The sequence below is a fragment of the Clostridium sp. FP2 genome, assembly GCF_011065955.2.
Taxonomy (GTDB): domain Bacteria; phylum Bacillota; class Clostridia; order Clostridiales; family Clostridiaceae; genus Clostridium_AD; species Clostridium_AD tagluense.
On sequence record NZ_JAAMNI020000001.1, the window covers coordinates 19,768 to 46,661 of the forward strand.

Below are 26,894 nucleotides of genomic sequence, written 5' to 3' on the forward strand. Positions count from 1 at the left end.
TTATAATTTCATTTAATTTATATAAAAATGAATAGAATAGAACGGATAAAGTATAAAACAAAGGAATTTGAAATAAAATGTCGAATATAATTATGTATACGAGAGTATGGGAGTATGAGGGGTATATTATGAAATATATAAACAATAATTTGTATAAAGATGGTAAAAATTCATTATGTATAGGTACAGATGTTTTAAATATAAATAATTTACCTAAGATAATAAAAAAATACATTTATGATGCTCTTATAAACGGAGAAAAAATTATATTTTTTACAGATGATATATTCTATAAAAATATTGGAAAGAATTTTAACAGCGATGAAGAATTCATAAGGCATAATATAAATATAGGTAAATTCAAAATAAAAACATATAATATTACTGCATTTCATTATGAATATAAAGAATTTATAGATATTATAGATATTATTTCTGTTGCTAAACAAAAATTGAAAATAATATGGGATTTTAAAAATGTAATTAAAAGAGCTTATAAATTAGAAACTGTAATTAAATGTGTTGAAAAAATAATAGAGTGTTCAAAAGATAATGTTTCTAATATGGTTTATATTGAAAACAGTGGTTACAGTTTTAATAGGTTATATAGATTTACTGATTTATTTGAAAAATTAATTATTATAGACAGAAATAAAGAAATGGAATTTAGAAGCAAAGATGAAATAGAAAAAGCAATATGGATGCTTCAGTCTAATTCACAGTTAAAATATCAAAATAAAAATTTAGTTTTATTTAATGATGTTTTTTCTAATATACCTAAAAGTACGGATGAAAATGAATTCAAAAAAATTATAATGAGTAAAATTAAGGACGTATGTGATGTGGATTTTTGTATTTTAAGCAGTTCGCTTAAAGAACAAGAAAATATAATAGCTATGGATAGCTATTATGGAATAAGTAAGAAGCATAAGTACTACTTAGTTAATGACGCAGAAATAATTAAGTATATTAATGAATCCAATCAAATTATATCTAGGGATAATGTAGATATATTATTGAATTTAAGTGAAGTAGTGGATTCAAAATTAGTAGATAAATTCAAATTAATGGGCATAGTAAGCTATATGGCTATTGCTGTAGAATATTATGATATCGCTAAAGGAGTAATATGGATAGGTAGATATGAAAATAATAGAGAGCTTTCTAAAAATAATATAGAACACTTAAAATCAATATGTAAAACAGCTTTTTATTTAATTCAAGAGCAAAAAAGATTTTGTGATATGCAAAATAGACTAATACAAAACGAAAAACTAAAAGCTATGGGTGAAATGGCTGCGGGAATAACTCATGACATTAATAATATACTTACGCCAATTTTAGGATCTGTTCAACTTTTAAAGGATACAGTTCAGGAAAAAGAAAATTTAAAATTACTTAGTGTTATCGAAATTTGTGCTTATGATGGAATGAATATAACTAATAAAGTTAAAAAATTAACAAAGAAATATAATGATGATGATTTTCAGACATTTAGTATAGATGGTGCAATAACAGATGCAATAGATTTAACTAAAAGTAAGTGGCTAACTGAAAGTGTTTTTAAAGGCATAAAAATAGACATAATCAAATTATTAAAATCTAATGAAATAGTAAAAGGAAATATAACAGAAATAAGAGAGGTATTTATAAACATAATAACAAATGCCGTAGATGCTATGCCAAAAGGTGGCACAATTGAGGTTATTACAAAAAACAAAGATAATAGGGTTATTATAGAAATAAAAGATAATGGAATGGGAATGAATATAGATATTCAAAAGCGGATATTTGAACCATTCTTCACAACCAAAGGTAATAATGGTTCAGGGCTTGGATTAAGTATTTCTTATAATATAATACTTTCACATAGTGGAAGCATGAAAATTGAAAGCGAAGAAAATGTAGGAACCTCTTTTATTGTTAAACTACCTATATGTGAAAACATGGTTAAAAATTATGATGAAATATCAAGAAATGTAATAGAGTTTGAGGGGAATGTTCTAATTATTGATGATCAAGAGCAAGTAAGAAATGTTGTTGCTAGTATGATAAAGTCAATTGCAAAATGTAAAATAAAAACCTGTGGATGTGAAGATTTAGATTCAGAGTTAAATAGAAGAAAATATGATATAATAGTTTGTGATTTTACTATGCCAATTATTAATGGATTACAAGTGGCGCAAAAAATTAAAGAGATAAATAAGCATATATATTTTTGTCTTATGACAGGTTGGGTGGGCTCTTTTGACGATCAAGAAATGGATAATGTTGATTTTATTTTAAATAAGCCTATAAATAAAGACAGTTTAAAGCAAATGTTTTTTGATTATAAGGCTAGCTTTTAATTTTTTTGCACAAATCGTGCCTCTTTTTTTAAAGAAGGATATAATAATAAAGCATAAGTAAAAAAACTTTTGTTTTATAGTGGAGGGTTACAATGGATTATGATGTACTTATTTTGGGTGGAGGTATTATAGGTTGCGCTGTGGCTTATGAAATCTCAAAATATAATCTTAATATAGCTGTAATTGAGAAAGATTATGATATAGCTGATGATGTAGCATTAATAAATACTGCTATGATATATGATGGCGTTGAAAGTGAAGATACTTTAACTGCTAGGCTTGAACGTATGGGAAATAAAATGATGGATACGATAACTGCTAAATTTAATGTTCCTTTTAAAAGATGTGGTTCCCTAATAATTGCTCAAACCGATGAAGAAGCTGCCATGATTGAAAAAACATATAATAGAGCAATAGATAGAGGTACCAAGGATGTGTTAATTTTAGAATCTAAATATATATATGAAATGGAACCGAATTTAAACGTTCATATAAAAAAAGGACTATATTCTAAAAATACAGGTGTAATTTGCCCATTTGACTTAGCTCTAGCTTATGGCGAAGTAGCTTTTGATAATGGTGTAAAATTTAGGTTAGAAGAAGAAGTAATAGACATTCAACCTATATCAAAAGGGTTCAGAGTTGTTACTAATAAAAATAAATTTACTTGTAAAATGGTAATAAATACAACTCCTTCAGAAAATTATAGTATAGTAAATGAAAAAAAACTTGAAGTAAATAATAATGAAGGAATATTAAAATATATACTCTTAGATAATAATGATAAACAAAAATTTTCTCATGCATTGTTTATGTTTAATGCTAAGGGCGAGCGCATTTACACACTTCCAACTATTGAGGGAGATACTGTTGCCGCTGTTAGTACAAAAGAGAATGTTAGTTATAATGAAGTAGTAGATAGAATATCTAAAATAACAAATGGTGTAGATAATATGGATGTTAAAATGTTTTTGGATTGGCCTTTCTTTGATCAACCTATGGTAATCGATGATAGTGGTATTGATGATGGACTTATTCAAATTAAGGGAAAACATTATGGACAGATAACAATGACTCCTGCTATAGCAAATATTGTATGTGAGAGTGTAGTTAGTAAGATGCAATGTAATCTTAAAAAAGATTTTAATGATAAGAGAAGAGAGTCTTATAAATTTAGAGAAATGTCTGATGAAGAAAGAAAAAGTATTATTAGTGTTGATGAAAAATATGGCAAAATAATATGTGCATGTGAAAAAGTAACTGAAGGGGAAATAGTGGACGCTATACGGAGACCTTTAGGTGCAAGAACAGTAGAGGGAGTTAAAAGGAGAACTGGTGCTGCCTTCGGAAATTGTCAAGGGGCGCATTGTTTAAATAAAATTGTTTCTATTTTAGCAAGAGAAACAAATAAGAAAATGACGGAAATAGTTAAGGACTCAAAAAATTCTAATATTGTACTATATAGAATAAAAGAATTTGATAGTATGTAGGAGATGAGTTTATTTGATAGAACAACCTGATTGTAATTTAAATGAAAATGAAGCAATTTTAACAACTTTAGTTAGGGTAAAAGGTTCTAATTTGTGCAATGTGGTTTCAGTAAAAACTAGTAAGCCCATTGATAGGAAGTTATGGATTGAATGCTCAAAAGCATTAAGTAGAATACATGTAGGCCCACCTTTAAGAATAGGGGATGTAGTATGTAAGAATATACTTAATACTGGAGTTGATATTATCTGTACAAAGAATATTTAAGTAATTAACATTGAAGAGAATAATTAGTAATGTGGCTTTAGTAATGGGCTGCACTAAATATATATATATTGACTTTGTAAAAAGTGTGATGTAAAATTATTCTTAAAATAATAGCATAAAATTAAAACATAATAATGTATAAAACCTATGATGAGAATAGTAACGAAATATAGAGGTTAAGAGAGTCAGTGTTTGGTGTAAACTGATACCTTTTATTTTGTGAATCCACCTTCGAGGGACTGTGAAAAGCAGTACGGTATAACCGTTATATTTGTTAAAGAGGATTAAATATTTATTTTTAATCAAGTAGGGTGGCAACGCGGAGTCTTTCGTCCCTTTTTCATGGGGATGAAGACTCTTTTTTTATATTCAAAAATAACTAAAGTATGACAATTAACACTTGTGAATAAAAAATTAATAATATATTTAAGGAGGAATATTTATGTTAGATTTAAAAAGAATAAGAAATAATCCAGAAGAGATAAAAGCATTAATGGCAGATAGAGGTGAAAATTTTGATATATCAATAATTGATGAGGTTGTAGCTCTTGATAAAAGAAGAAGAGATGTGTTAATGGAGGTTGAAGAATTAAAAAATAGAAGAAACACTCAATCTGCACTTATACCAAAGCTTAAAAAAAGCGGAGAAAATGTAGATGAAATTATGGGGCAAATGAAAAAACTTTCAGATGAAATTAAAAATTTCGATGTTGAATTGTCTGGTGTGGATGAAAAAATTAAAAATATTATGCTAAGAATACCCAATATACCGAATGTAAATGTGCCACAAGGTGATACAGAGGAGGATAATGTTGAAGTAAGAAGATGGGGACAGCCCAAAAACTTCAATTTTGAAACTAAAGCTCATTGGGATTTAGGAATAGACAATGATATTTTAGATTTTGAAAGAGGTGGAAAGATTACAGGTTCAAGATTTACAGTATATAAAGGCCAGGGTGCAAGACTTGAAAGAGCACTAATAAGTTATTTTTTAGATTGTCATGTAGATATAAATGGATATACAGAAATATTGCCTCCCTATATGGTTAATAGACAAAGTATGGTAGGAACGGGTCAATTACCTAAATTCGAAGAAGATGCCTTTAAAGTGGCTAATACAGACTATTTTTTAATACCTACAGCTGAAGTACCCGTTACAAATATTTATAGAGATGAAATATTAAATGGTGAGGATTTGCCTATAAGACATGTTGCTTATAGTGCGTGTTTTAGATCAGAAGCAGGATCTGCAGGAAGAGATACTAGAGGACTTATAAGACAACACCAATTTAATAAGGTAGAACTACTTAAATTTACAAAACCTGAGGATTCTTATGCAGAACTTGAAAAATTACTTGTAGATGCAGAGTCAGTATTACAAGGACTTGGACTACCTTATAGAATAGTTAAGATATGTAAGGGCGATTTAGGATTTACAGCATCATTTAAGTATGATATTGAAGTTTGGATGCCAAGTTATAATAAGTATGTTGAAATATCAAGCTGTAGTAATTTTGAGGACTATCAAGCAAGGCGTGCAAATATAAGGTATAAAGATGATAAAAAAGATAAACCTAAGTATATTCATACACTAAATGGATCAGGAGTAGCAGTAGGAAGGGCATTAGCCGCAGTACTTGAAAATTATCAAAACGCAGATGGATCAGTAACTATTCCAGAGGCATTAGTGAGATATATGGGTGGTAAAAATATAATTTCAAAATAAATGGTTAATTTGATATATACCATAATAAGTATAAACAAATAACTTTAATATTTATAATTTAGGTACCTTTAAGAAGTGTATATTATATTTTTTAAAGGTACCTAAGTTGTTTATTTATCATAAATTAGAAGATTTTAAATAGTATATTGTAAAAAAACAAAAATTATGTTGACAGAGTATATTTATGCTGATATAATAAATATTGTTGTTAGTATTTGGAGGAATGGTCGAGTTGGTTTAAGGCACCAGTCTTGAAAACTGGCGTACGTGTGAGCGTACCGTGGGTTCGAACCCCACTTCCTCCTCCATTTTTTTTTATAAGCATATAAAATTAAGCCATGGAGAAGTACTCAAGTGGCTGAAGAGGCGCCCCTGCTAAGGGTGTAGACCGGGTAACCGGTGCGAGGGTTCAAATCCCTCCTTCTCCGCCAAAAACATCTAACATTTGTTAGGTGTTTTTTATTTTTGGATGTAAAAATAAATAAATTTTAACAAATACATTGACAGAGTATATTTATGCTGATATAATAAATCTTGTCGTGGACATGGAGGAATGGTCGAGTTGGTTTAAGGCACCAGTCTTGAAAACTGGCGTACGTGTGAGCGTACCGTGGGTTCGAACCCCACTTCCTCCTCCATTTTTTTTTATAAGCATATAAAATTAAGCCATGGAGAAGTACTCAAGTGGCTGAAGAGGCGCCCCTGCTAAGGGTGTAGACCGGGTAACCGGTGCGAGGGTTCAAATCCCTCCTTCTCCGCCAGAAACATCTAACATTTGTTAGGTGTTTTTTTATATTTATTTTTAATCAATTATCCAAATAAATTACAAAATAAATTAACAATTTATTGAAATAGGGCTAAAAAAAAGGTATAATTATAATAGTTAAATAATAATATTGAAATAATAAATAAATTTAAAATTATTAATAAGGAGAAAATATGCTAAAAGGTAATAAAGTATTATTGAGAAGTGTTGAGAGACGGGATTTGAATATATTTTATGATATTTGGTGTGATGAAGAGGTTAGAAAGCTTGATGGTAATTTTATATTACCTCCATCTAAAGAGGACGTATTAAATAATTTTAATAAATTTGTTAATATTGATAAAAAATATGTAAGCATTGTTAATGAAAAAGGTGTAGTTGTAGGATATATAACTTATAAAGAAAGTAGTGTATGCAAGAATGTATACGTGTTAGGTATAGCTATAGGTCGAAACTTCTGGAATAGAGGATATGGACAAGACGCTATAAAGGCATTGCTTAAATATTTATTCATGGATATGGCTGCCCATAGAGTAGAACTCGAAGTACTAGATTTTAATTTAAGAGCAATTCAGTGTTATAAAAAATGTGGATTTTTAGAAGAAGGAAAGAAGAGAAAAGCTTGTTTTTCTTATGGGGATTATAGGGATGTAATTACTATGGGAATCCTTAGAGATGAATTTATAAAAGGAATTTTGCAAATAAACCTTTACTCCTAGCGTATAATATGTTAGTATTGTAATGAAGTTTATGCGTTGGTAGCTCAGTTGGATAGAGTAGCTGGCTACGAACCAGTTGGTCGCAGGTTCGACTCCTGTCCGACGCACCACTCAAGCCTTACAAACACTAAGTTTGTAGGGCTTTTATTTTGACCTAAAATTGAGATTTGCCACGTTTAAGTTTTTATACATAAAAAATGAGGGGTGTTTTACCCCCATTGATAGATATAAATCATTTAATTTTTGTGTAGCTTTTTTCTTCATACTATCCAATACATGGGTGTAAGTGTCTAGGGTAATAGAGATATTTAGAAACAAAAAGATAGATAAAAATACATTTAGGGTACTAGTAGTTTTATATATTTCAATAATGATTATATTATTATTTGGTAGACAAGTCATGGAAGTTTCAATAAATTTAAATCCTATTAATTCAATTAGTAACTAAGAGGGGATTTTTTGATATAAATGATATTATTCTTAATATGATAGGAATAGGTATATCTTATTATTTAAGCAAAAAATTTAAGTTGGAATTAGTAGCAAAATGATAATTTTATTTTTAGATAAAGTTAAGTTTAGCAAGTATAAAAAGGAGTAGCGTAATAATATTGCGCTACTCCTTTTTATACAAATATATTATATGCCGTTGTAGGGATTACCTCAATGACACTTAGATAGGGATGTAAAAATGCCGTAAAATTCAGTTATGTAAAGTGTACCCTATAAGAAAGTTACGAAGTAATACTAGTGTTGCTAATATAAATTTAAGGCTTACTTTACCATATATTTTTCTTATTATTGGATTTTTCATTCTTAGTAGCTTTCTATTTAAATTTCTCTGGTTGTTTAAATGAATAATGTAAAAATAGACTTGCTACTGCTAACTTATATTTTTTCTCAATGGAAATGGAATTCGTATCATTCATAAAACTCAGCACATCTTCTACCACAAGTCCTGTATATATGGCTAAAGTTTCATAGTTAATTTCAAACTCAGCTATTAATACATTTATTACGGCCTTAACTCGTTCATCTTCATTTATTCCCCCATGAGATAGCACAGAAACCATACTTGATAAAGATATAGGGTTGGGCATATTTGGATTATTTACGTTCTCTCTATTATTCTCAGTAAAATTCTTTAAGTTAGTAAAAAAATCAAGGAAAATATTTTTTCCATCCATAAAATCTTTTAACAATGCATAATCTATTCCAGTTATTCTACTCAAAGATTTCAGTTCAATTTTATAATTTTTAATTAGGTTTTGTATATCTTCCCTAAGAATACAATCATTCTGATTTACATTTTTACTTACACTTTGTCTTATAATCTCAATCTCCATATATTTTCACCTTAACTTTCATAATATTTTACGGTGTCGTCTTAACTAATGGTAATTATAGCATATTTTTATATGGATAATTACTATTTTTGTAAAACATATCAATTATTATTATTTTTCAATACGTATTATTCAATTTTCAAAGACAATTGCTCGTACTTTCAATTTCAATAGTTACGTCGTCCAATTTTCACACTGCGTAGTAAAAATTGCGAAATAAGTGTTGCAGAAAACTATAGTTTTGTGAAGTATGAATAAGCCATAATAATGGAGGTAACAAAGTTTTGATAATGTGTTAAGTTAGTGTAACATCCATGTTCTCTGCTTTCCATTTTATATAAAATGAATTTATAATATGTAATTTTAGGTATATATTATACTAATAAAATGGAAAAGTGAAACTATATTGTAAAAATAACGTATTTAACTATGAGGTATAAAAAACTATCAATTCATAATAACTTTCAAAGCAGCTTATAATCTTAATTAATATCTGATTATATTAGGGATAGTTAATAAAAACGTTAAATGGAACGCAAAAAATTAGGGGGCAAAAAAAACATGAGACAAATCAAAAACACACTAATGATATTTATAGCAGCAATTTTTGTAATGGCTGGAGTTTTAGGCAATGTCGCAGCAAAAGCTGAAGTGGTTAATCCAGTTACTCCAATAATAAATTATGTTGGAGTAGACCATTCACCACTAGTAGTAGGAGATACTGAAACTTTTACAGTAACTTCATCAAAGTTTGTAGGTAAAGTACAATACAGAGCATTCCTTTTCGACGGCAAAACATGGAATGAATTAACCAGCGGATATAGCGTTGCAGTAGATGCTAAAACTCCGTATGTATTACCAGAAACACCAGCATTTAAATCAGGAAAATACAAGTTATCAATTTGGGTAAAAAGAGAAGGAACAACAGGCAGCAATAAAAAAAGTTATGATACTTACTATGCCGAAGAATTAAATTGTGTAACTAAAGATAATGCAATCAGAGTATATGCAAATGGTGCACCTAAAGTTGAGACTAATGGTTTAGCATTTAAATTCAATGGAATCGAAAATATAGGTGGAATTAAAGGGCCATATCTTTATAAATTACATATATATAATCCAAGAACTGGAGTATGGACAAGTGCATCCAGTAAATATACAGAAACTCCATCATACATATTTAAAGAAGCGGGAACTTATATGGTTATTGTACACGCAAACACAGTCAATTCACCAACTTGGAAAAATTATATAGCTGGCAAAACAACGGGAGCCTATGAAGCTTTTAAAACAATTACGGTAACTGTTAATGATTCATCAGTAGAAATAATTAAATCTACTATTAAACCAACTGATACTGGGGTTGGAGCCATAGGAAGTGTAACTTTAACAGCTGATGGCGTTAAAAACTACCCTACGGCTAAAAAATACCAAATATTTGAGGGCGCAACTCCTATATCAGATATTGTTGACTTAGGGACAGCTACAACAGTTTTCCCTGCAAAAGTTGCAGGCAATATGGTAAATGTTAAATTACTTGATGCTAGTGCAACGGCAGTTAAAGAAATATCAGTAGCTTTAGGAAAAACCGGAACAATAAGTGCTATTAGTGATGGCACAGATATAACCAGTAAATTTACTGATAAATATTTTAAGAGTTATGTATATTCTCTGATAGGAAAGACTAGTCCGAGTCCAATACTTTATTCTGATGTGAAAAATATAAAAGTCTTAGACGTGAATAGTGGCCAGCCTAGAATAGAATTAAGCGGACCATATAGTTATAATATAAGTAGTTTAGATGGAATTCAGTATTTTACAGCATTAACTGGGTTAAGTTGTTCTAGTAATAAACTTACAATGTTAGATCTAAGTAAGAATACAGCATTAACCGAGTTGAGTTGTTATAATAATAAACTAACAACGTTAGATCTAAGTAACAATACAAAATTAACTTTGTTAGATTGTGCTAATCCACTAAAAACCTTAGATGTAAGTAAAAATACAGCATTAATCGAGTTAACCTGTTTCAATAGTCAACTGACAACCTTAGATTTAAGTAAGAATACAGCGTTAACTAAGTTAAATTGTGTTAATAATGAATTAACGACCTTGGATTTAAGTAAGAACATAGCATTAACTTTGGTAGAATGTGGTGCTAATAAACTAAGAACCTTAAATGTAAATAATAATATAGCATTAACTGAGTTAAATTGTGGTAGTAATCAATTAACAACCTTAGATGTAAGTAAGGATACTGCACTAACGCTGTTAAATTGTAATGATAATAAACTAACAACTATAGATACAAACACAGCATTAACTGAGTTACGTTGTGAGAATAATCAACTAGCTACCTTAGATGTAAGTAAGGATACTGCATTAACTGAGTTATATTGTGTTAGTAATAAGTTAACATCCTTAGATGTAAGTAAGAATATAGCATTAACTTTGTTAGACTGCAGACATAATGAATTAACAACTCTAGATATAAGTAAAAATTCAGCATTAACTAAATACTTAGAATGTAGCTATAATAAACTAACAACCTTAGTTATAAACCCAGGATTAGGGATATTACATTGTAATAATAATCAACTAGAAACCTTAGATGTAAGCAAGTATACAGGATTATTTTGGTTAGATTGTTCTAATAATAAACTAACGACCTTAAATACAAACACAGCATTAACTGAGTTACGTTGCAAAAATAATTCACTATCAACCATAGATTTAAGTAAGAATACAGCAATAGGGTTTTTAGAGTGTCCTAATAATAAACTAACAACCTTAGATGTAAGTAAAAATACAGCAATAACTTTGTTATATTGTGACAATAATTCGCTAAAAACCTTAGATATAAGTAAGAATACAGCATTAATTAATCTAAATTGTAATTATAATCAACTAACATCACTGTTATCTATTAAAGATACTTGGTATACGCAATGGTATAGACCTCAATACACAGATTCGAGTCATATTGCGACTACTGAAAGTTTAGGTATAACAATTAAAAACTAAACCATATTTAGTATCCGATGAACCAATTTTATGGGTATACAGAATATAAGATTGACCAATCAGCTACTGATTATTTAATTGGTGTAGATAAGAAAACAGGAGAAATGTATGCAATAAACGGATACATGCCTATAAGAAAGCTAAATTAAAATGTAAATAAGAAACCCAGTAACTACAATGGTTACTGGGTTTCTTATTTTTTAATTTCATTTTCTTCTAAAGTAAGATCACGAATATCACTAGTCATATTGGACAGCTTATACATAATAGCCATCTCCGTATTTGAAACGCCACTATTACTTTTATTAGCATCTAATTGATTAATTGAATTTTTTGATTTTCCTAACTTATTTTTATTCATATTTATGTGCTCCCTTCAAAACAAAAATCACATTACATATATCAGGTGCATTATATAGTTTAACCATTTTCTTAGAAAGTATGACTTAATACTTCATTTAAAAATATAAGAAGAAGTCAGGTATATATAAAATAGAAGTTTATAATTCAAATAAAAAGTAAATACACTAATATAGAAAAAATAATATATATTATACTCATAATAGGAAAATATATAATATTATGTAATTACAAATTACAGATTTTATGTTAATATATATGAAGAAATATTTTTTCGATTATTCGAAATATTTATACAATATTGTAAGAGTTTTTATTAAAGATGAATTAGGGGGGACTTTATGAGTTTTAAAAATTGGAATTTTACAAAAAAACATGAAAGTAAAGACATTGTGCAAAAGAAAAATAAAACTTCTAAACTATTAAAGACAATTAAAAGTATGAATATTAAGAAAGATTCTTTGGAATTACCAAACAATGATAAAAATGAAAACAAAGCAGTAAAATCATTTAAAAGTGGAACATCCAAAACATCTATAAAAAACAATAATAAAAAAGGTATTTCCATTAAAAAGAAAATACCACTTCTTATTGGTACATTAATAATTATATCCATGGTGGCGACCTCTGTTTTTACTTATATAAGGTCATCAAGTATAATATTTGATCAAAGTAAAGCAGAAATGATGTCTGTTAATAAAGGAGCAATAGAAACTATTTCCGTTATGATAGAAAAGCAGCAAGCTCAAGTACAGGCCATATGCAATACTAAGCAAATAATGGAGATTATGAAATTAAAGGGTAAACCTGATGCAATTTCATTGGGACAATATAAAAATGTGGTTAATGAAAATAATGACAAGTTTTCTGCATATATTTCTAATAATACAAATGTTGAAAGAGTTTTTTTAGTTGATGTAAATGGGAATATAATATCAGATAGTAATAAGGCGGCTATAGGAAAAAATGTAGCAGACCAAAGTTATCATTCCATTAGCGCAAGTGGTGGACTAGCTGTAAGTGAGACTATGAAATCTGAAATATCAGGAAATGCGGTTATGGTTTTTACAAGCCCCGTGATAACTGAGGATAAATATGGGCAACCATTAGGTTACGTAGCAGTATCTGTATATGCGGAGAGTTTTTCAAAGTATATGAAAAATATAGGTGTATCTAATAGTAAATCAAGCTATGCTTTTTTAGTTGATGAAAAAGGCAAAATGTTATACCACAAAACTAAAGAAAAGATAGGAAAAGATGTTGAAAATGTAGTTATAAAGGCTATAGTGGATAAAGTTGTAAAGGGACAAAAGGTTGTAGCTGGAACGGATCAGTATACTTTTGAGGGAGTTAAAAAGTTCTCCTCTTATGGAATTGTTCCAATTACAAATTGGACATTGGTTGTTACTGGAGATATGAATGAGATTAGACAACCGGTGAATAAAATGACAGAGGGAATTTTAATAATAGCAGCGATTATAGGTATATTTTCCATATTAATTGGATTGGTTGTATCGAATATTATAGTAAATCCATTAACAAAGGTAACACTACTAGTAGATAAAACTTCTAAATTGGATTTAAGTGAGGACAAGGGTATAGAGGATTTAATTAAAACTAATGATGAAATTGGGACTATATCTAGAGCTATAGTTAATATGAGAAAGACATTAAAAGATGTCGTACTTGATTTAATTGAGGCTTCAGAAAATATAACTAATAATGCGCTTACCGTTGAAGATCTTACGGATATATTAAAAGTGAAAGCAGAAGAAAGCTCTATTGAAACTGAAAGCTTGTCAGCTGGAATGGAACAAACAGCAGCTACAGCGCAGGAAATTACTGCTACTTCAGGAGAGATGGAAAGCATGGTTAATACAATAGCCCAGAAAGCTTCAGAAGGATCTAATATAGCAGAAGTTATTGTTCAAAAAGCAATGGGAATTACTATTTCTACTAAGGAATCTAAAAAAGATACAGATAAGATTTATAATGATGTAAAGAAGCAATTAGAAGTTGCAATAGCTGGTTCAAGAGCAGTTGAGGAAATACATGGACTAGCAACCTCTATATTGCATATAACTAGTCAAACTAATTTATTAGCATTAAATGCTGCCATTGAAGCAGCCAGGGCAGGAGAAGCAGGGAGAGGTTTTGCAGTAGTAGCAGATGAGGTTAGAAAGTTAGCAGAACAATCTGGAGCTACAGCAGCTAACATCCAAAATGTAGTTAAAGCTGTAAATGATTCTGTAAAAAATTTATCTAATAGTTCTACTAAAATGTTGAATTTTATGGATGAAGAGGTATCTCTAAATTATGAGATTATTATGGGTACGGGAAAAGAATATATGGATGATGCAGAGAATTTTAATAAATTCATGAAAGAATTTAATGAAACGGCACAACATTTGAATATATCCATAAACGGAGTTACTACTGCAATAGATCAAGTAGCAGGTACTGTTAATGAAGGTGCAGAGGGTATATCTAGTATATCCAGCAAGAGCATTGACATAGTAAGTAAAATGGAAGAAATAAAAAGCACTACTAGTGGAAACAAAATTAGTGCGGAAAAATTAAAGGATATAACCTCAAAATTTAAAATATAATAAAAATAGGACTGAAAGATTATTTCAGTCCTATTTTTTCGCCTAATGTTACAGAAGTTTCAAAACCTAATTTTGTTTGGGTGAGTATTTCTTCATTTATTTTTACAACACCTTTTTTAAAGAATAGGATAACGGTGGAACCACCAAATTTGAAATAACCTTTTTCCTCTCCCTTTGTAATTCGCACATTTGGAGTATAACCTTGAATAATTGAGCCCACGCAAGTAGCGCCAACCTCCATATAAATAACATCTGAAAAATTATCTGAGTGAAATATACTCCATTCTCTTTTATTCTGACAAAATAGTTTTTTTACACTTTTTAAGGCTATAGGATTTACAGAATAATAATGGCCCTTAATTTTAGTTGTCTCGCCACATACGCCACTGTCAATAAAATGAAACCTATGATAATCAGTGGGGCACAATCTAAAAATTAAGCAAGTACCACCATAATATAAATTGTATATTTCGTTATCTTCCACTAGTTCTTTAAGAGAATAAGTAAATCCTTTTATTTGGACTAAACCATCTAGGTCAATATTCTCATAAGCAGAAATTTTGCCGTCACAAGGCGAAATTAAAGCATTATCATCCTTAAGGATTATCCGACCATCTGGATTTAATTCTCTTATAAAGAATTCATTAAAAGAGGAATATTGATCAGGCGTCTTTTGGTACAATGACATATCAATATTGAAATCTTCAATAAAACTCTCAATTTTTTTACAACTTATTTTTGTGTCACAGTAATAACCATATAATTTTGAAAATAGCTTTTTCTTGAGTAATAACTCAACTAGTCCAATTCCTACAGGAGAGCAGTAAGACCAATTCAAATATTTTTCACCAGCTACCTTTTCGATTTCATATTTATTTTCTTTTCTATTGTAATATTTAATCATAAAATACCTCGTTCTTATAGTTTATAGTTTTCCGGATTTTATTATAGAGATTAATAGGCAAAAGGCCATAAATGCTGCAGTTACAAAACCAGTTATACCAATAAGGGATATATTATATATTTTAGGGCCTATATTGGAATTTAAAATTGTAGAAGAACCTATAATCATAGAAGAAATAATAAGTCCAAAAACTAATCTGTTTATACCTTTATTTAACTCATTTATAGGAGTGTTTAGATTCTTATGCTCTAGTTGTAACTTAGCTCTTCCACTTATTAGACTATCAGATAGTTCTATGATTTTTGATGGAAGTCTAAAGGAGTCTTTTATAAATGCATATGAACGGATAAGCAAAGTGTTAAGGTCTAAATCGGCTAATAGTGAAAATTTACTATTAGCTTTAACATAAGGTATAGCTATATCTATTATTTTTATATCTGGAGCAATACTTGCAATTACACCTTCTAAAATTACAAGACCGCGTATTAGGAGTGTTAAATCACGGGGCAAACGGATATTGTTTTGTTTTGCTATATCAAAAATTTCAGAGAGCATAACTGAAACTTGGATATTGCTTAGCGATACTGAAAGGTAATTAATAAGAAGATAATCTAAATCTTCATAGAGTTTATTTCTATCTACATATCCTTTTTTTATCCCTATAGATAAAAGAGCAGAAATCATTTTGTTTATATCATTAAAAGCAACTGCAGATATCATATCGTTTAGCGTAGATTTTATAGAATTTGAGAGACTTCCCATAATTCCAAAATCGATAAAGCAAATTTTGCCTTCACATACAAAAATATTTCCAGGATGTGGATCTCCGTGAAAAAAACCATCTTCTAGCACTTGTTTCAAATAAGACAAAGCTAATTTTTTACCTAAATCATCAAGATCATAGTGACCGCTTTTGAGTTTATTCATATCATCTACTTTAAAGCCATAAACTCGTTCCATAGTTAGAACCCTGGTACTACATAATTCGCAAACTACGTAAGGTACATATAAAAATGCAACATCCTTATTGAAAGCTTTAAAAGTATTTATGTTTTTTGCTTCATTATTAAAATCAAGTTCAAGCTCCGTAATTAAAAGTATTTCATGTAAGGCTTCTTCTGGATCAATAAGTGCATCAGAAAATCTTGCCTTTGTAAGCTTTACTATGCGAACAAGTATAGAGATATCCAGTTTCATCTTTTCTGCAATATCTGGTCTTTGCACCTTTACTACAACTTCTCTACCGTCTTTTAATATAGCTTTATGTACTTGAGAGATAGATGCTGAGGCTAGTGGTTTTTCATTAAACCTTTCAAAACACTCAGTTGTTGATATTTTAAATTCATCAAAAAATACTTTGTTTATGGTTTCAATATTTTCTGGAGCAACATTATCTTGAAGCTTTGAAAGTTCTGCTATATATTCTGGGGATAACAAATCTGGCCTTGTACTAAGTATTTGGCCAATTTTTATAAAAGTAGGGCCAAGCTCTTCAAAGGCTTTCCTTAAATTTTCAGGGAGTTTATTTTTTTTATTAAAATTATAGTCTACAATATAGCCAAAGCCATAGGAACCAAGAACTTTAACAATTTCTCTAAATCTATTAACAGATTTTCGTCGCATTTTATACCTCACTTAAATCATCACCTGTAGTGCTGAAATGTTGTTAAAGTGAAAAGCCCTAGAGTTAATAGTAGGACTTTCATTTTAATTACAATATTTATTTATGGTAGGGTTATCTCTAAATGTGCTAACCTTTTATCTAGTTTATCAATATCTTCTTTAGTTGCAAAGTTCATTTCTTTTAGGAGTAAAACCATATCTTCTTTTGTAAGCGGGGTGTGCTCTTTTTTGAAAGTGGGACTTCCATCTTTTTTTTCTTTTACAGTTCTTTTTAGTTCTTCAGATAAATCTTTGCCCTCTTCCAAGGTTATCTTACCCTTTTTTACAAAATCATCTATTAGACTTGTAGCTTTTTCATAAGTGTAAGCTGCAGATCCAAGGCCGGCTAGGAAAAAATTCTTGATATCGTTATTCAATCAAAACACCTCCAATTAATAGTATATAATGTACATTATATACTATTTCATATATTAAAATACTAACAATAAATTAACACCCTCAATTTTTAATATTAAGGGCGTTAGTTCACTGTTATATAGGCTCACTTTTAGTTTCAATTCTTACTTGATCCACAGAGGGCTTTTGTTTTTTGTTTTTAATAAATTCTTCTGCTATTTGAGGAAAAGCTAAGTAGGATAAAATGTCCTCCTCGCTAGTAGTTAAATCCTTTAGATACTCCTTTGCATTTTCAAAAGCTGGTGCTAAGGTATCTGCGTATCTTCCAACTATAGGTTCTTCACTACCTAGTGCTTTTTTTAAAAGAATCGCATTAATTGGTCCAGGAGCTAGTCCATATTCACCCTTGCAATAGGCTTTAACTTCTTTTAATATCATTTTATATCTTTCTCCAGTTAAAACATTCATTGTAGCTTGGGTGCCAACCATTTGACTCATAGGAGTTACTAGTGGTGGGAATCCTAAATCTTCTCGTACCCTAGGTACTTCGGTTAGGACATCATCTAGTTTATCAATAGAGTTTTGTGCCTTAAGTTGTGAAATCATATTAGAAAGCATTCCACCAGGAACTTGATTAGTTAAACCTTCTGGCTGAGGAGTTAAGACTAGTGGGTCTAATAATCCAGAGGCTAAAACTTCTTTTTTTATTGGTTTAAAAAAATCATTTATGTATTTAAGCTTTGCATTATCTAGACCTGTATCATAACCCGCAGTAATTAGTGCTTGATGCATACTTTCTGTAGGTGGCTGAGAAGTTCCACTAGAGAAACTTGAAATAGCACAATCAATACCAGTAGCACCTGCCTCTATTGCCTTATAATAAGACATTTCAGCTAGGCCATTTGTACAATGAGAATGAAGATATATAGGTATCTTTACAGTCTCCACCATTCCCTTAACTACATCATAGGCAATGCTTGGCATAATAAGGCCCGCCATATCTTTAATACATATAGAATCAGCACCCATTTCTTCTAGCTGCTTTGCAAGTTTTGTATAATTGCTAACATCATGAATTGGGCTTACAGTATAAACTATAGCACCTTGTGCATGTGCTCCTTGTTTTTTAGTTTCGTCCATAGCAACTTTTATATTTGATAAATCATTTAGAGCATCAAATATCCTTACTATATCTATACCATTATATACAGATATTTTAATAAATCTTCTTACTACATCATCAGGATAATGTTTATAACCTAATATATTTTGACCACGAAGAAGCATTTGTAGTGGAGTTTTCTTAGCTATACTTTTTATTTTTTGGAGCCTTTCCCAGGGATCTTCATTCAAATATCTTAAACAAGAATCAAAGGTGCCCCTCCGAAGCATTCTAATGAATGATAACCTGCATTATCTAAAGCTGGAAGGATAGTTGCAAAATCTTCGAATTTTAGTCTTGTAGCAATCAAGGATTGGTTGGCATCCCTAAGGATTGTCTCTGTTATATGGATTTTTTTCATTTGATCACCTCATAATTTAATATCATTTATTGATAGTTTAGCATATAAACTTACAAAAATCATGCAATAAATCATTTATTTTTCAGAAAACATGGATTTGTCTTGCAATTTACATTTCAGATTAATAATATTAAAAATTTAAGTTTTAAACATCCATAGGTTGACATATTTATAAAAGTGTAATACTATAATATAGTACGAATAAATATGCACCCGTAGCTCAGTAGGATAGAGCGTCCCCCTCCTAAGGGGAAGGCCGGAGGTTCGACTCCTCTCGTGTGCACCAGAAAAAGCTAGCAAAGTAATACTTTGCTAGCTTTTTTTTATTTCCTTGGAAATTAAAAATCACATAAAACTTTTGAAAGAACATAAGTTAAACTATTTTATAACCCTTTTATACAATATTTACATTTTATAGTACAATAGAAATAACCAAAGTCCAAATTTAAAGTGAGGTTTTCACATGTTTAAAATAATGATAGTAGAAGATGATGTTCGGATAAAAGAAATATTGCTTGAAAATATAGTAAGATGGGGCTTTGATGGAAAAGCCGTTGAGAACTTTAATGAGGTGTTTGTAGAGTTTTCAAAATATTCTCCGCATTTAATTCTTATGGATATAAACCTGCCATTTTTTGATGGCTATTACTGGTGTGGTAAAATCAGAGAAATATCAAAGGTTCCTATTATATTTGTTTCTTCAAGAAATAATAATATGGATGTAATAATGGCGATTAATATGGGTGGGGATGATTTTATTCAAAAGCCTTTTTCCTTAGAAATATTGATGGCCAAAATAAACGCATTGATAAGAAGAACATATTCCTATGCAGATGCGCAGACTAATGTGCTCCAGTATAAAAATATTGTTTTAAATATGAAGGATAACAGCGTATTTTTTAAAGATAAGAGGGTAGAACTTAGCAGAAATGAATTTAGCATTCTATACTTACTTATGAAAAACAATGGCAATTTAATAAGCAGAGATAAAATTATGCGAAGCCTCTGGGAGGATGAAAGTTTTGTTGATGATAATACCCTTACAGTAAACATTAATAGATTGCGTAAAAAATTAGAGAATATTGAACTGGAAGACCTAATTAAAACAAAAAAAAGGCAAGGGTATATAATACTATGAAATTTAGAAATTTTTTAAGGGACAGGATATTTTTAATTTTGTTTTATTTTATGTTGATGATATTTATTTCATCTGTAGTGTATTTTAATAATGTAGTAAAAATAAGTATTGAAAATATAGCCTATATTAATATAGTAGGTTTTATTATGTTTATACTTTACTTAATATTTGAGTATATAAAAAATAAAAGATATTATGATGTTATTAAATATATTATAGAAAACCAGGAAGAAAATATTATTAATTCTTTGCCTAAATCATTAAATTATGAACAAAAGCTATATGGAGAACTTCTTATGAAGGTTAATGAAGAATTTAATTTAAAAATCAATGAATTATATGAAGCAAAAAAAGAAAATGTAGACTTTATAAATTCCTGGGTTCATGAGATAAAAACACCTATTTCTGCATGCAGATTGGTTATAGAAAATAGTGTATATAAGTCTAAGGAGGAAACCTTAAGTAACCTAGAAGATGAAATAGATCACATAGAGAATTATGTTGAACAAGCATTATATTATTCACGATTAGACAGCTTCTCAAAGGACTATTTAATAAATGAAATAAATATGCATAGTCTAATTATGGGGGTTGTAAAAAAACATGCAAAGGAGTTTATAGGTAAAAAAATAAAGATAGAAATAAATGACTTAGAATTTACTATAGACTCAGATAAAAAGTGGCTTTTCTTTATTCTAGATCAGATTTTATCAAATTCATTAAAATATACAGGTAGCAATGGACTTATAAAAATCAGTGGAATATTAAATTTGAGTGGAAAGCAGCTTATTATTGAAGATAATGGTATTGGAATAAAAGCTGAGGATATTCAAAGGGTTTTTGATAAAGGATTTACTGGATATAACGGACGAGAGGATTTTAAAGCCACAGGCATGGGACTCTATTTATCAAAAAGTCTTTCCACAAAGCTTGGCCATCACATAACTATTGAATCTAAACCTTTTGAATTTACTAGGGTAACAGTTCATTTTCCAAAGCTTATAGATTATTACAGGGTTACAAGCTGAAAATATGGTTTGTAGCCTTATTTTTTTAAACTTACAACAATGTAAGTTTAAAGGTCACTTTGTAACATTATACAATGGATTGAATACTTGATTTGTTATAAGATTTAATTGTAATAAGCGAAAGGTCTTAACGACATTTCAGCACCGCAGGTGATGATTTAAGGAGGAAATATAAATGGAAAATGTATTAGTTGCCAGAAATTTAAAAAAGGTATATGGCTCAAGGGGTAATGTTTATACTGCTTTAAATGATATAAACCTTGAAATAAAAGAGGGAGAGTTTATTGGAATAATGGGTCCCTCAGGTGCAGGAAAAACTACATTGTTAAACATTATATCAACTATAGATAAGCCAACTTCAGGAGTAGTAACTATTGATAAGGAAGATTTAGCAAAAATGAATGAAGATAAGTTAGCTTCTTTTAGAAGAGATAAATTAGGTTTTATATTTCAAGATTTTAATTTGCTTGATACTTTAACTTTAAAAGAGAATGTGGTACTTCCTTTAGCGCTTTCTAGAGTAAACATAAAAGATATTGAAGAACGGGCTAGTATTATAGGAACTACTTTAGGTATAAGGGATATATTTAATAAATATCCTTATGAGGTATCTGGTGGACAAAAGCAAAGAGCGGCTGCTGCTAGAGCTATTATTACTAAACCAAAACTTATATTAGCGGATGAACCTACAGGGGCATTGGATTCTAAATCTTCCACTGAGCTTTTGCAGGCTTTAAGTGATTTAAACCAGGTTCAGAGAGCTACTATTATGATGGTAACTCATGATGCCTTTGCTGCCAGCTATTGCAAACGAATAATATTTATAAAAGATGGTTCCTTATTTACGGAGCTTGTCAAAGGTACGACAACACGAAAAGAATTTTTTAAAAAAATACTAGATGTGTTGGCTGCCTTAGGTGGTAACTTCGATGAAGTAACAATTTAACTTAGAGAGGATGTGACAAAGATGACTTTATTTAATATTACTTTTAGAAACATAAAAAGAAATTTTCATAACTATTTAATATATTTTGTATCCATGGTATTTTGTATAATGATTTATTATACTTTTACATCTATAGAATATAATAAACAGGTTGCGGACTTAGCAGCGGATTCTATGAAAGTAAGTACAGCTTTTAATGCAGCTTCCATTGTCATAGCAGTTTTTGTAGCTATGTTTATATGGTATTCAAACTCCTTCTTTACTAAAAAGAGAAAAAAGGAAGTAGCTTTATACTCCATGCTGGGAGTTAAGAAAAAGCAGATAGGAAGAATGTTGTTTTATGAGAATCTAGTAATGGGAGCACTGGCCCTTGCCTTCGGCATATTAATAGGAACTTTATTTTCAAAGCTATTTGTAATGATTTTAATTCATATTATGAGCTTTGATGTAAATGTTAAATTTGCTATATCCTTAAAGGCTATTATTAGCACAATTGAAGTATTTTTAGTAATATTTATTATAGCATCGGTGCATTCCTATACACTAATTTATAGATTTCAGCTTATAGAATTGTTTAAATCAGAAAAGGTGGCACAGAATCAACCAAAGGCTTCACTAGTATTAGCTCTACTTTCAATAATTTTTATTGGAACAGGTTATTACATGGCATTAACTTATAAATTTGATAACTTGGCTATATTGATAGTTATACTAGTTAGTACAGTAATTGGAACTTACATGTTCTTCTCTTCCTTAATAGTATTTATAGTTAAGCTTTCTAAGAAAAATAAGGTTAAATATTTTAGAGGCTTAAACATGATAGGTACTTCTCAACTTTTATATAGAATAAAAGCGAATGGAAGATCTTTAGCTACTATTGCGGTGCTTAGTGCTACCACTATTACTGCAATGGGAACTGCAACATCGCTTTATTATGATCAAATAAATAGTATTAATAAAGTAGCCCCTTTTAGTTGTTACTATAGAGGTAATAACAAAAGTGTAGATGAACAAGTTAAACAAATCATAAATAAGTATCCTAGTAATAAGATTAAAAGTTTTACTAATAGTGAATTTATGATTATAGATAGTAAATGGCCAGAGATATCGAAGATGAAGCTGCATCCATTAACAAATTCAAAATCCTTTGTTATATCAGAAAGTACCATGAAAGAATTATCAAGAGCAAGAGGACTAGATTATAATGTATCTTTAAAGTCAGATGAAGTACTCTTTTTTATGAGTATGTATTCAGATAAGATAATGGAAAACCCTGTTGGCAAGAATATAGAACTTAAAATAAAGGAAAAAGGAGTAAACTTAAAAATAAAAGCTTTTAAAGAGGAGCTATTAACTAGTCAACTTTGTATAGGAAATACATATATGCAGGATACTGTAGTTGTAACAGATGAGGTTTACAGTAAATTATATGATAAAAATAAGGTTGAACAAATCACTTTCATAAATATTGAAAATCAAAAAGAAAGCAAAGGACTTACAGCAGAAATAGAAAAAACTTTAGGTGGCAATGCCCTATCAACATATTATGAAGTTTACAGAGATACTATGACTAACATGGGTATTATAATATTTTTAGCTTCCTTTATAGGTTTTGTATTTTTGATTTGCACAGGAAGTATAATATTTTTCAAACAACTGTCAGAGGCTGGCGAGGATAAAGAAAGATACGACATACTAAAGAAAATCGGTGTAAAAAAATCAGAGATAAGAATTTCTATAGCAAGGCAGATGGCCTTTATATTTGCGCTACCCTTAATCATTGGAATAACACATAGTATTATTGCATTAACAATTCTGCAAATTGTACTTAGTTCAAGCTTAGTATATCCAGTATTTATAACTGTAGGACTATATACTCTAATTTATTTAATATATTATATACTAACAGTTAATTCTTATTGCAAAATAGTAGATGCAAAAGCATAGATGTAAATGCTAAAATAAATGTATTGAAAGTCTGACAGTTTAAAAGTATAATAATTACTAAAGAATAATCATTAAACAATAAAGGGGTTAACATGATAAAAGATTTTATGCATGAATCATTAGAAGAAGCGAAAAGATCATTATTTTTAAATGAAGTACCTGTAGGTGCAGTTATAGTTAAAGATAACAAAATAATTGCTAGAGCACACAACCTCCGCGAAACCCTTCAAGATGCAACTGCTCATGCGGAGATTTTAGCTATAAAAAAAGCCTGTGACGTCTTAGGCACTTGGAGATTAACAGGATGTGATATGTACGTAACCCTAGAACCTTGTCCTATGTGTGCAGGAGCTATATTACAGTCTAGGATAAGTAGATTATACATAGGAATCTTTGATCCTAGCGTAGGGGCTTGTGGTTCAGTTATAAATCTTATTCAAAATGATGCATTAAATCACTGGACAGAAATAAATTGGTTATATAACGCGGAATGTGGAAATTTATTGACTGATTTTTTTAAAGATAAAAGATAAAGTGAAAGGAGATAAATATAATGGATGGGAATATAAATAATGAAATAATGGATAAACTTACAAAGGTATGTTTATGTAAGGCTATACCAAGATCTACAATAAAAAAGGCTATTCAAAATGGCGCAACAACGCTAGAAGAGGTTCAAAAAGCTACAGGAGCTGGGTCAGGCGGATGCAAAGGCCATAGGTGTACTCCTAAGATAGAGGAACTCTTAAAAAGTCAATTGGAGAACTAGTCACATAGGTTAAGAAATATATATTAAAAGCGAAGCCAAGTGGTTTCGTTTTTGTTTTTTGAAGATTATTTATTGTAATATGGCTTAAACTATAAAATAAAAGTAGAATTAGCATAAAAAAATATTTTTTATGTATTGACAACGATATCATAATATACTAAAATGAACACAAGCGAAAGCAAATGAAACTAAAACAAATACAAACGAACATTAATGTTATTCCAAATATGATAAAAGGAAGTTTTTAAATTATGTTTGCCGAGGAAAGAAAATCGAAAATATTAGATATTTTAAATAAAGATGGGAAGGTAAAAGTATGTGAGTTATCCCAGATATACGAAGTGTCAGAAGTTACCATTAGACGTGATCTTCAAGAATTAGAAGAGGCAGAACTTATAAAAAGAGTACATGGTGGAGCGGTATTAAATGATAATACTAAATTTGAACCTACTTTTTCAGAAAAGATAGATAAGTTTTATGATGAGAAAGAATCTGTAGGAAAGCTTGCAGCATCCATGATAGTAGATGGGGAGACAATAGTTTTAGATGCAGGTACAACTACTCTTAACATTGCCAGGCATATAGCAGCTAAAAATGTAACGATTTTAACAAATTCTGTGGATATAGCTTTTGAACTTGCTAAAAAACAGAATGTGGAAGTAATTGTTACTGGTGGTACATTGCGATGGGAAACTAGAGCACTGGTAGGACCTGTAGCAGATAATACATTTAAAAATTTCAAGGTAGACAAAGCATTTATAGGCGTTAATGGTGTATGCATTATTAATGGACTTACCACACCAAATGTTATAGAAGCTAGCACTAAAAGAGAAATGATAAAAATAGCCAGGAAAATTATAGTAGTATGTGATCATACTAAGTTTAACAAAGTTTCCTTTGCTAAAATTGTTGACCTAGATAGTATTGATACAATTATTACAGACAATCAATTAGATGACGAATTAATAGAAAAGTTTGAAGAAAAAGATGTAAAAGTAATCAAAGCAAAATAAATTGGGGTGATAAAATGATAATAACAGTTACTCTGAACCCAGCTTTAGACAAAACTATTGAGATAGACGGATTTAAAATTGATACTGTCAATAGAATTGTGTCTACAAGAGTTGATGCTGGAGGTAAAGGCATCAATGTATCTAAAGTTATTAAGGAGTTAAAGCATAAAAGTATAGCTTTAGGTTTTTTAGGGGGAAGCAGTGGAAATCAAATAAAAAATTATTTGGATGATTTAAATATTGACAATAATTTTTTAACTGTAAAAGGAGAAACTAGAACTAATTTAAAAATTTTTGATAAGGTTAATAATACACATACAGATATAAACGAAAATGGACCTAGTTTAGGAGAAAAAGATATCACTAATATAAAACAGGAAATTATGGAACATTGTAAAGATGATTCTATAGTAGTTCTTTCAGGTAGTGTGCCAAGTGGAGTCAGTACATCCATATATGCTGACATAATTAAAAGCATAAAAACAAAGGGTGGTAAGGTTATATTAGATGCAGAAGGACAGCTGCTAATGCAAGGAATTAAAGCTGGTCCATATATGGTAAAACCAAATATAGACGAACTTGAAAAAGCCTTTGATATAAGCATTAATAGCGAAGATGAAGTTATTGAAACTGCAAAAAAAATATTAGAGTATGGAGTAAAATATGTAGTGATTTCACTAGGCTCTAAGGGCTCCATATTCATAAGTGACCATAAAGTAGCAAAAGTAACAGGTATAAAGGTAGAGGTTAAAAGTACAGTAGGTGCTGGTGATTCTATGGTTGCAGCAATGGCTGTAGCAGTTCAGGAAGACTACAGTTTTGAGCAAGCTATAAAGCTAGCTTGTGCAACAAGCACAGCTAATGTAATGACGAAAGGAACGCAAACAGGAAGATTTGTTGACATAGAGAAATTGAAAAAGGAAATAGATATAAAATATATAACGAAAGGATGAT

General features: G+C 29.8%; 20 protein-coding genes, 6 tRNA genes, 2 pseudogenes and 1 other annotated feature. Of the genes and pseudogenes, 22 read left to right on the top strand and 6 right to left on the bottom strand.

What is annotated here, in order from left to right:
- Positions 1 to 128 precede the first annotated feature (128 nt).
- From G9F71_RS00085 to G9F71_RS00130, 10 genes and pseudogenes are all read left to right on the top strand, one after another.
- Positions 129 to 2,348, top strand: coding sequence for a hybrid sensor histidine kinase/response regulator (locus G9F71_RS00085; RefSeq protein ID WP_164952014.1), 2,220 nt, complete (start codon positions 129 to 131; stop codon positions 2,346 to 2,348).
- A 92-nt stretch (positions 2,349 to 2,440) separates the two neighbouring features.
- Positions 2,441 to 3,838: an NAD(P)/FAD-dependent oxidoreductase gene (locus G9F71_RS00090; RefSeq protein WP_164952013.1), complete on the top strand. Its 1,398-nt coding sequence runs from the start codon at positions 2,441 to 2,443 to the stop codon at positions 3,836 to 3,838.
- A gap of 46 nt (positions 3,839 to 3,884) precedes the next feature.
- Positions 3,885 to 4,103, top strand: a pseudogene (locus G9F71_RS00095) (DUF1667 domain-containing protein); the annotation flags it as partial.
- Between the two features lie 138 nt (positions 4,104 to 4,241).
- Positions 4,242 to 4,443: a binding site (T-box leader), on the top strand.
- A 102-nt stretch (positions 4,444 to 4,545) separates the two neighbouring features.
- Complete coding sequence (gene serS, locus G9F71_RS00100; protein WP_164952011.1) at positions 4,546 to 5,829, top strand: serine--tRNA ligase; 1,284 nt, start codon at positions 4,546 to 4,548, stop codon at positions 5,827 to 5,829.
- Between the two features lie 217 nt (positions 5,830 to 6,046).
- Positions 6,047 to 6,137, top strand: a tRNA-Ser gene (locus tag G9F71_RS00105).
- A 32-nt stretch (positions 6,138 to 6,169) separates the two neighbouring features.
- A tRNA-Ser gene (locus G9F71_RS00110) sits at positions 6,170 to 6,260 on the top strand.
- Between the two features lie 116 nt (positions 6,261 to 6,376).
- Positions 6,377 to 6,467: transfer RNA gene (locus G9F71_RS00115), tRNA-Ser, on the top strand.
- Positions 6,468 to 6,499: 32 nt separating this feature from the next.
- Positions 6,500 to 6,590 (top strand) — tRNA-Ser (locus tag G9F71_RS00120).
- A gap of 178 nt (positions 6,591 to 6,768) precedes the next feature.
- On the top strand, positions 6,769 to 7,314 hold the full coding sequence (locus G9F71_RS00125; protein ID WP_164952010.1) for a GNAT family N-acetyltransferase: 546 nt from the start codon (positions 6,769 to 6,771) through the stop codon (positions 7,312 to 7,314).
- A gap of 33 nt (positions 7,315 to 7,347) precedes the next feature.
- A tRNA-Arg gene (locus G9F71_RS00130) sits at positions 7,348 to 7,424 on the top strand.
- A 717-nt stretch (positions 7,425 to 8,141) separates the two neighbouring features.
- Here the strand turns inward: G9F71_RS00130 and G9F71_RS00135 are convergent.
- Entirely contained in the window at positions 8,142 to 8,660 is a 519-nt protein-coding gene (locus tag G9F71_RS00135; RefSeq protein ID WP_164952009.1) for an HTH domain-containing protein, read from the bottom strand.
- A 561-nt stretch (positions 8,661 to 9,221) separates the two neighbouring features.
- Here G9F71_RS00135 and G9F71_RS00140 point away from each other — a divergent pair.
- Positions 9,222 to 11,684 (top strand): leucine-rich repeat domain-containing protein, encoded by a 2,463-nt coding sequence (locus tag G9F71_RS00140; protein ID WP_164952008.1) that lies wholly within the window; start codon positions 9,222 to 9,224, stop codon positions 11,682 to 11,684.
- A 17-nt stretch (positions 11,685 to 11,701) separates the two neighbouring features.
- Entirely contained in the window at positions 11,702 to 11,833 is a 132-nt protein-coding gene (locus tag G9F71_RS27100; protein WP_263488058.1) for a hypothetical protein, read from the top strand.
- A gap of 44 nt (positions 11,834 to 11,877) precedes the next feature.
- On the opposite strand, the gene G9F71_RS00145 is transcribed toward G9F71_RS27100, so the two are convergent.
- A complete protein-coding gene (locus G9F71_RS00145) occupies positions 11,878 to 12,045 on the bottom strand; it encodes a hypothetical protein (protein ID WP_164952007.1) in 168 nt (55 codons plus the stop codon).
- 340 nt (positions 12,046 to 12,385) lie between these two features.
- On the opposite strand from G9F71_RS00145, the gene G9F71_RS00150 reads away from it, so the two are divergent.
- Positions 12,386 to 14,653: a methyl-accepting chemotaxis protein gene (locus G9F71_RS00150; protein ID WP_164952006.1), complete on the top strand. Its 2,268-nt coding sequence runs from the start codon at positions 12,386 to 12,388 to the stop codon at positions 14,651 to 14,653.
- 19 nt (positions 14,654 to 14,672) lie between these two features.
- Here G9F71_RS00150 and G9F71_RS00155 read toward each other — a convergent pair whose 3' ends face one another.
- The 4 genes and pseudogenes from G9F71_RS00155 to G9F71_RS00170 all read right to left on the bottom strand — a co-directional run bounded on the left by G9F71_RS00155 (position 14,673) and on the right by G9F71_RS00170 (position 19,099).
- The gene (locus G9F71_RS00155; protein WP_164952005.1) at positions 14,673 to 15,557 is read right to left on the bottom strand and encodes a phosphatidylserine decarboxylase; all 885 of its coding nucleotides are present in this window, start codon (positions 15,555 to 15,557) and stop codon (positions 14,673 to 14,675) included.
- A 21-nt stretch (positions 15,558 to 15,578) separates the two neighbouring features.
- Positions 15,579 to 17,180 carry an ABC1 kinase family protein gene (locus tag G9F71_RS00160; protein WP_164952004.1) on the bottom strand — a complete coding sequence of 534 codons (1,602 nt, stop codon included), beginning with the start codon at positions 17,178 to 17,180 and terminating at the stop codon, positions 15,579 to 15,581.
- 101 nt (positions 17,181 to 17,281) lie between these two features.
- On the bottom strand, positions 17,282 to 17,596 hold the full coding sequence (locus G9F71_RS00165) for a phasin family protein (protein ID WP_164952003.1): 315 nt from the start codon (positions 17,594 to 17,596) through the stop codon (positions 17,282 to 17,284).
- A gap of 115 nt (positions 17,597 to 17,711) precedes the next feature.
- Positions 17,712 to 19,099: pseudogene (locus G9F71_RS00170) on the bottom strand (pyruvate carboxylase subunit B).
- Positions 19,100 to 19,308: 209 nt separating this feature from the next.
- Between G9F71_RS00170 and G9F71_RS00175 the strand changes: the two are divergent.
- The 9 genes from G9F71_RS00175 to pfkB all read left to right on the top strand — a co-directional run bounded on the left by G9F71_RS00175 (position 19,309) and on the right by pfkB (position 26,893).
- A tRNA-Arg gene (locus G9F71_RS00175) sits at positions 19,309 to 19,385 on the top strand.
- 177 nt (positions 19,386 to 19,562) lie between these two features.
- Complete coding sequence (locus G9F71_RS00180; RefSeq protein ID WP_164952002.1) at positions 19,563 to 20,237, top strand: response regulator transcription factor; 675 nt, start codon at positions 19,563 to 19,565, stop codon at positions 20,235 to 20,237.
- Complete coding sequence (locus G9F71_RS00185) at positions 20,234 to 21,265, top strand: sensor histidine kinase (protein ID WP_224626115.1); 1,032 nt, start codon at positions 20,234 to 20,236, stop codon at positions 21,263 to 21,265. Before G9F71_RS00180 ends, G9F71_RS00185 begins: the two co-directional genes overlap by 4 nt.
- 175 nt (positions 21,266 to 21,440) lie before the next feature.
- Positions 21,441 to 22,211, top strand: coding sequence for an ABC transporter ATP-binding protein (locus G9F71_RS00190; RefSeq protein ID WP_164952000.1), 771 nt, complete (start codon positions 21,441 to 21,443; stop codon positions 22,209 to 22,211).
- 21 nt (positions 22,212 to 22,232) lie between these two features.
- Positions 22,233 to 24,158, top strand: a complete 1,926-nt coding sequence (locus tag G9F71_RS00195; protein ID WP_164951999.1) for an FtsX-like permease family protein — start codon at positions 22,233 to 22,235, stop codon at positions 24,156 to 24,158.
- 92 nt (positions 24,159 to 24,250) lie between these two features.
- On the top strand, positions 24,251 to 24,691 hold the full coding sequence (locus tag G9F71_RS00200; protein WP_164951998.1) for a nucleoside deaminase: 441 nt from the start codon (positions 24,251 to 24,253) through the stop codon (positions 24,689 to 24,691).
- Between the two features lie 20 nt (positions 24,692 to 24,711).
- Positions 24,712 to 24,927, top strand: a complete 216-nt coding sequence (locus tag G9F71_RS00205; RefSeq protein WP_164947177.1) for a (2Fe-2S)-binding protein — start codon at positions 24,712 to 24,714, stop codon at positions 24,925 to 24,927.
- A 251-nt stretch (positions 24,928 to 25,178) separates the two neighbouring features.
- Positions 25,179 to 25,940 carry a DeoR/GlpR family DNA-binding transcription regulator gene (locus tag G9F71_RS00210; RefSeq protein ID WP_164947178.1) on the top strand — a complete coding sequence of 254 codons (762 nt, stop codon included), beginning with the start codon at positions 25,179 to 25,181 and terminating at the stop codon, positions 25,938 to 25,940.
- A 14-nt stretch (positions 25,941 to 25,954) separates the two neighbouring features.
- Positions 25,955 to 26,893: a 1-phosphofructokinase gene (pfkB, locus tag G9F71_RS00215; protein ID WP_164951997.1), complete on the top strand. Its 939-nt coding sequence runs from the start codon at positions 25,955 to 25,957 to the stop codon at positions 26,891 to 26,893.
- Position 26,894: the final 1 nt, after the last annotated feature.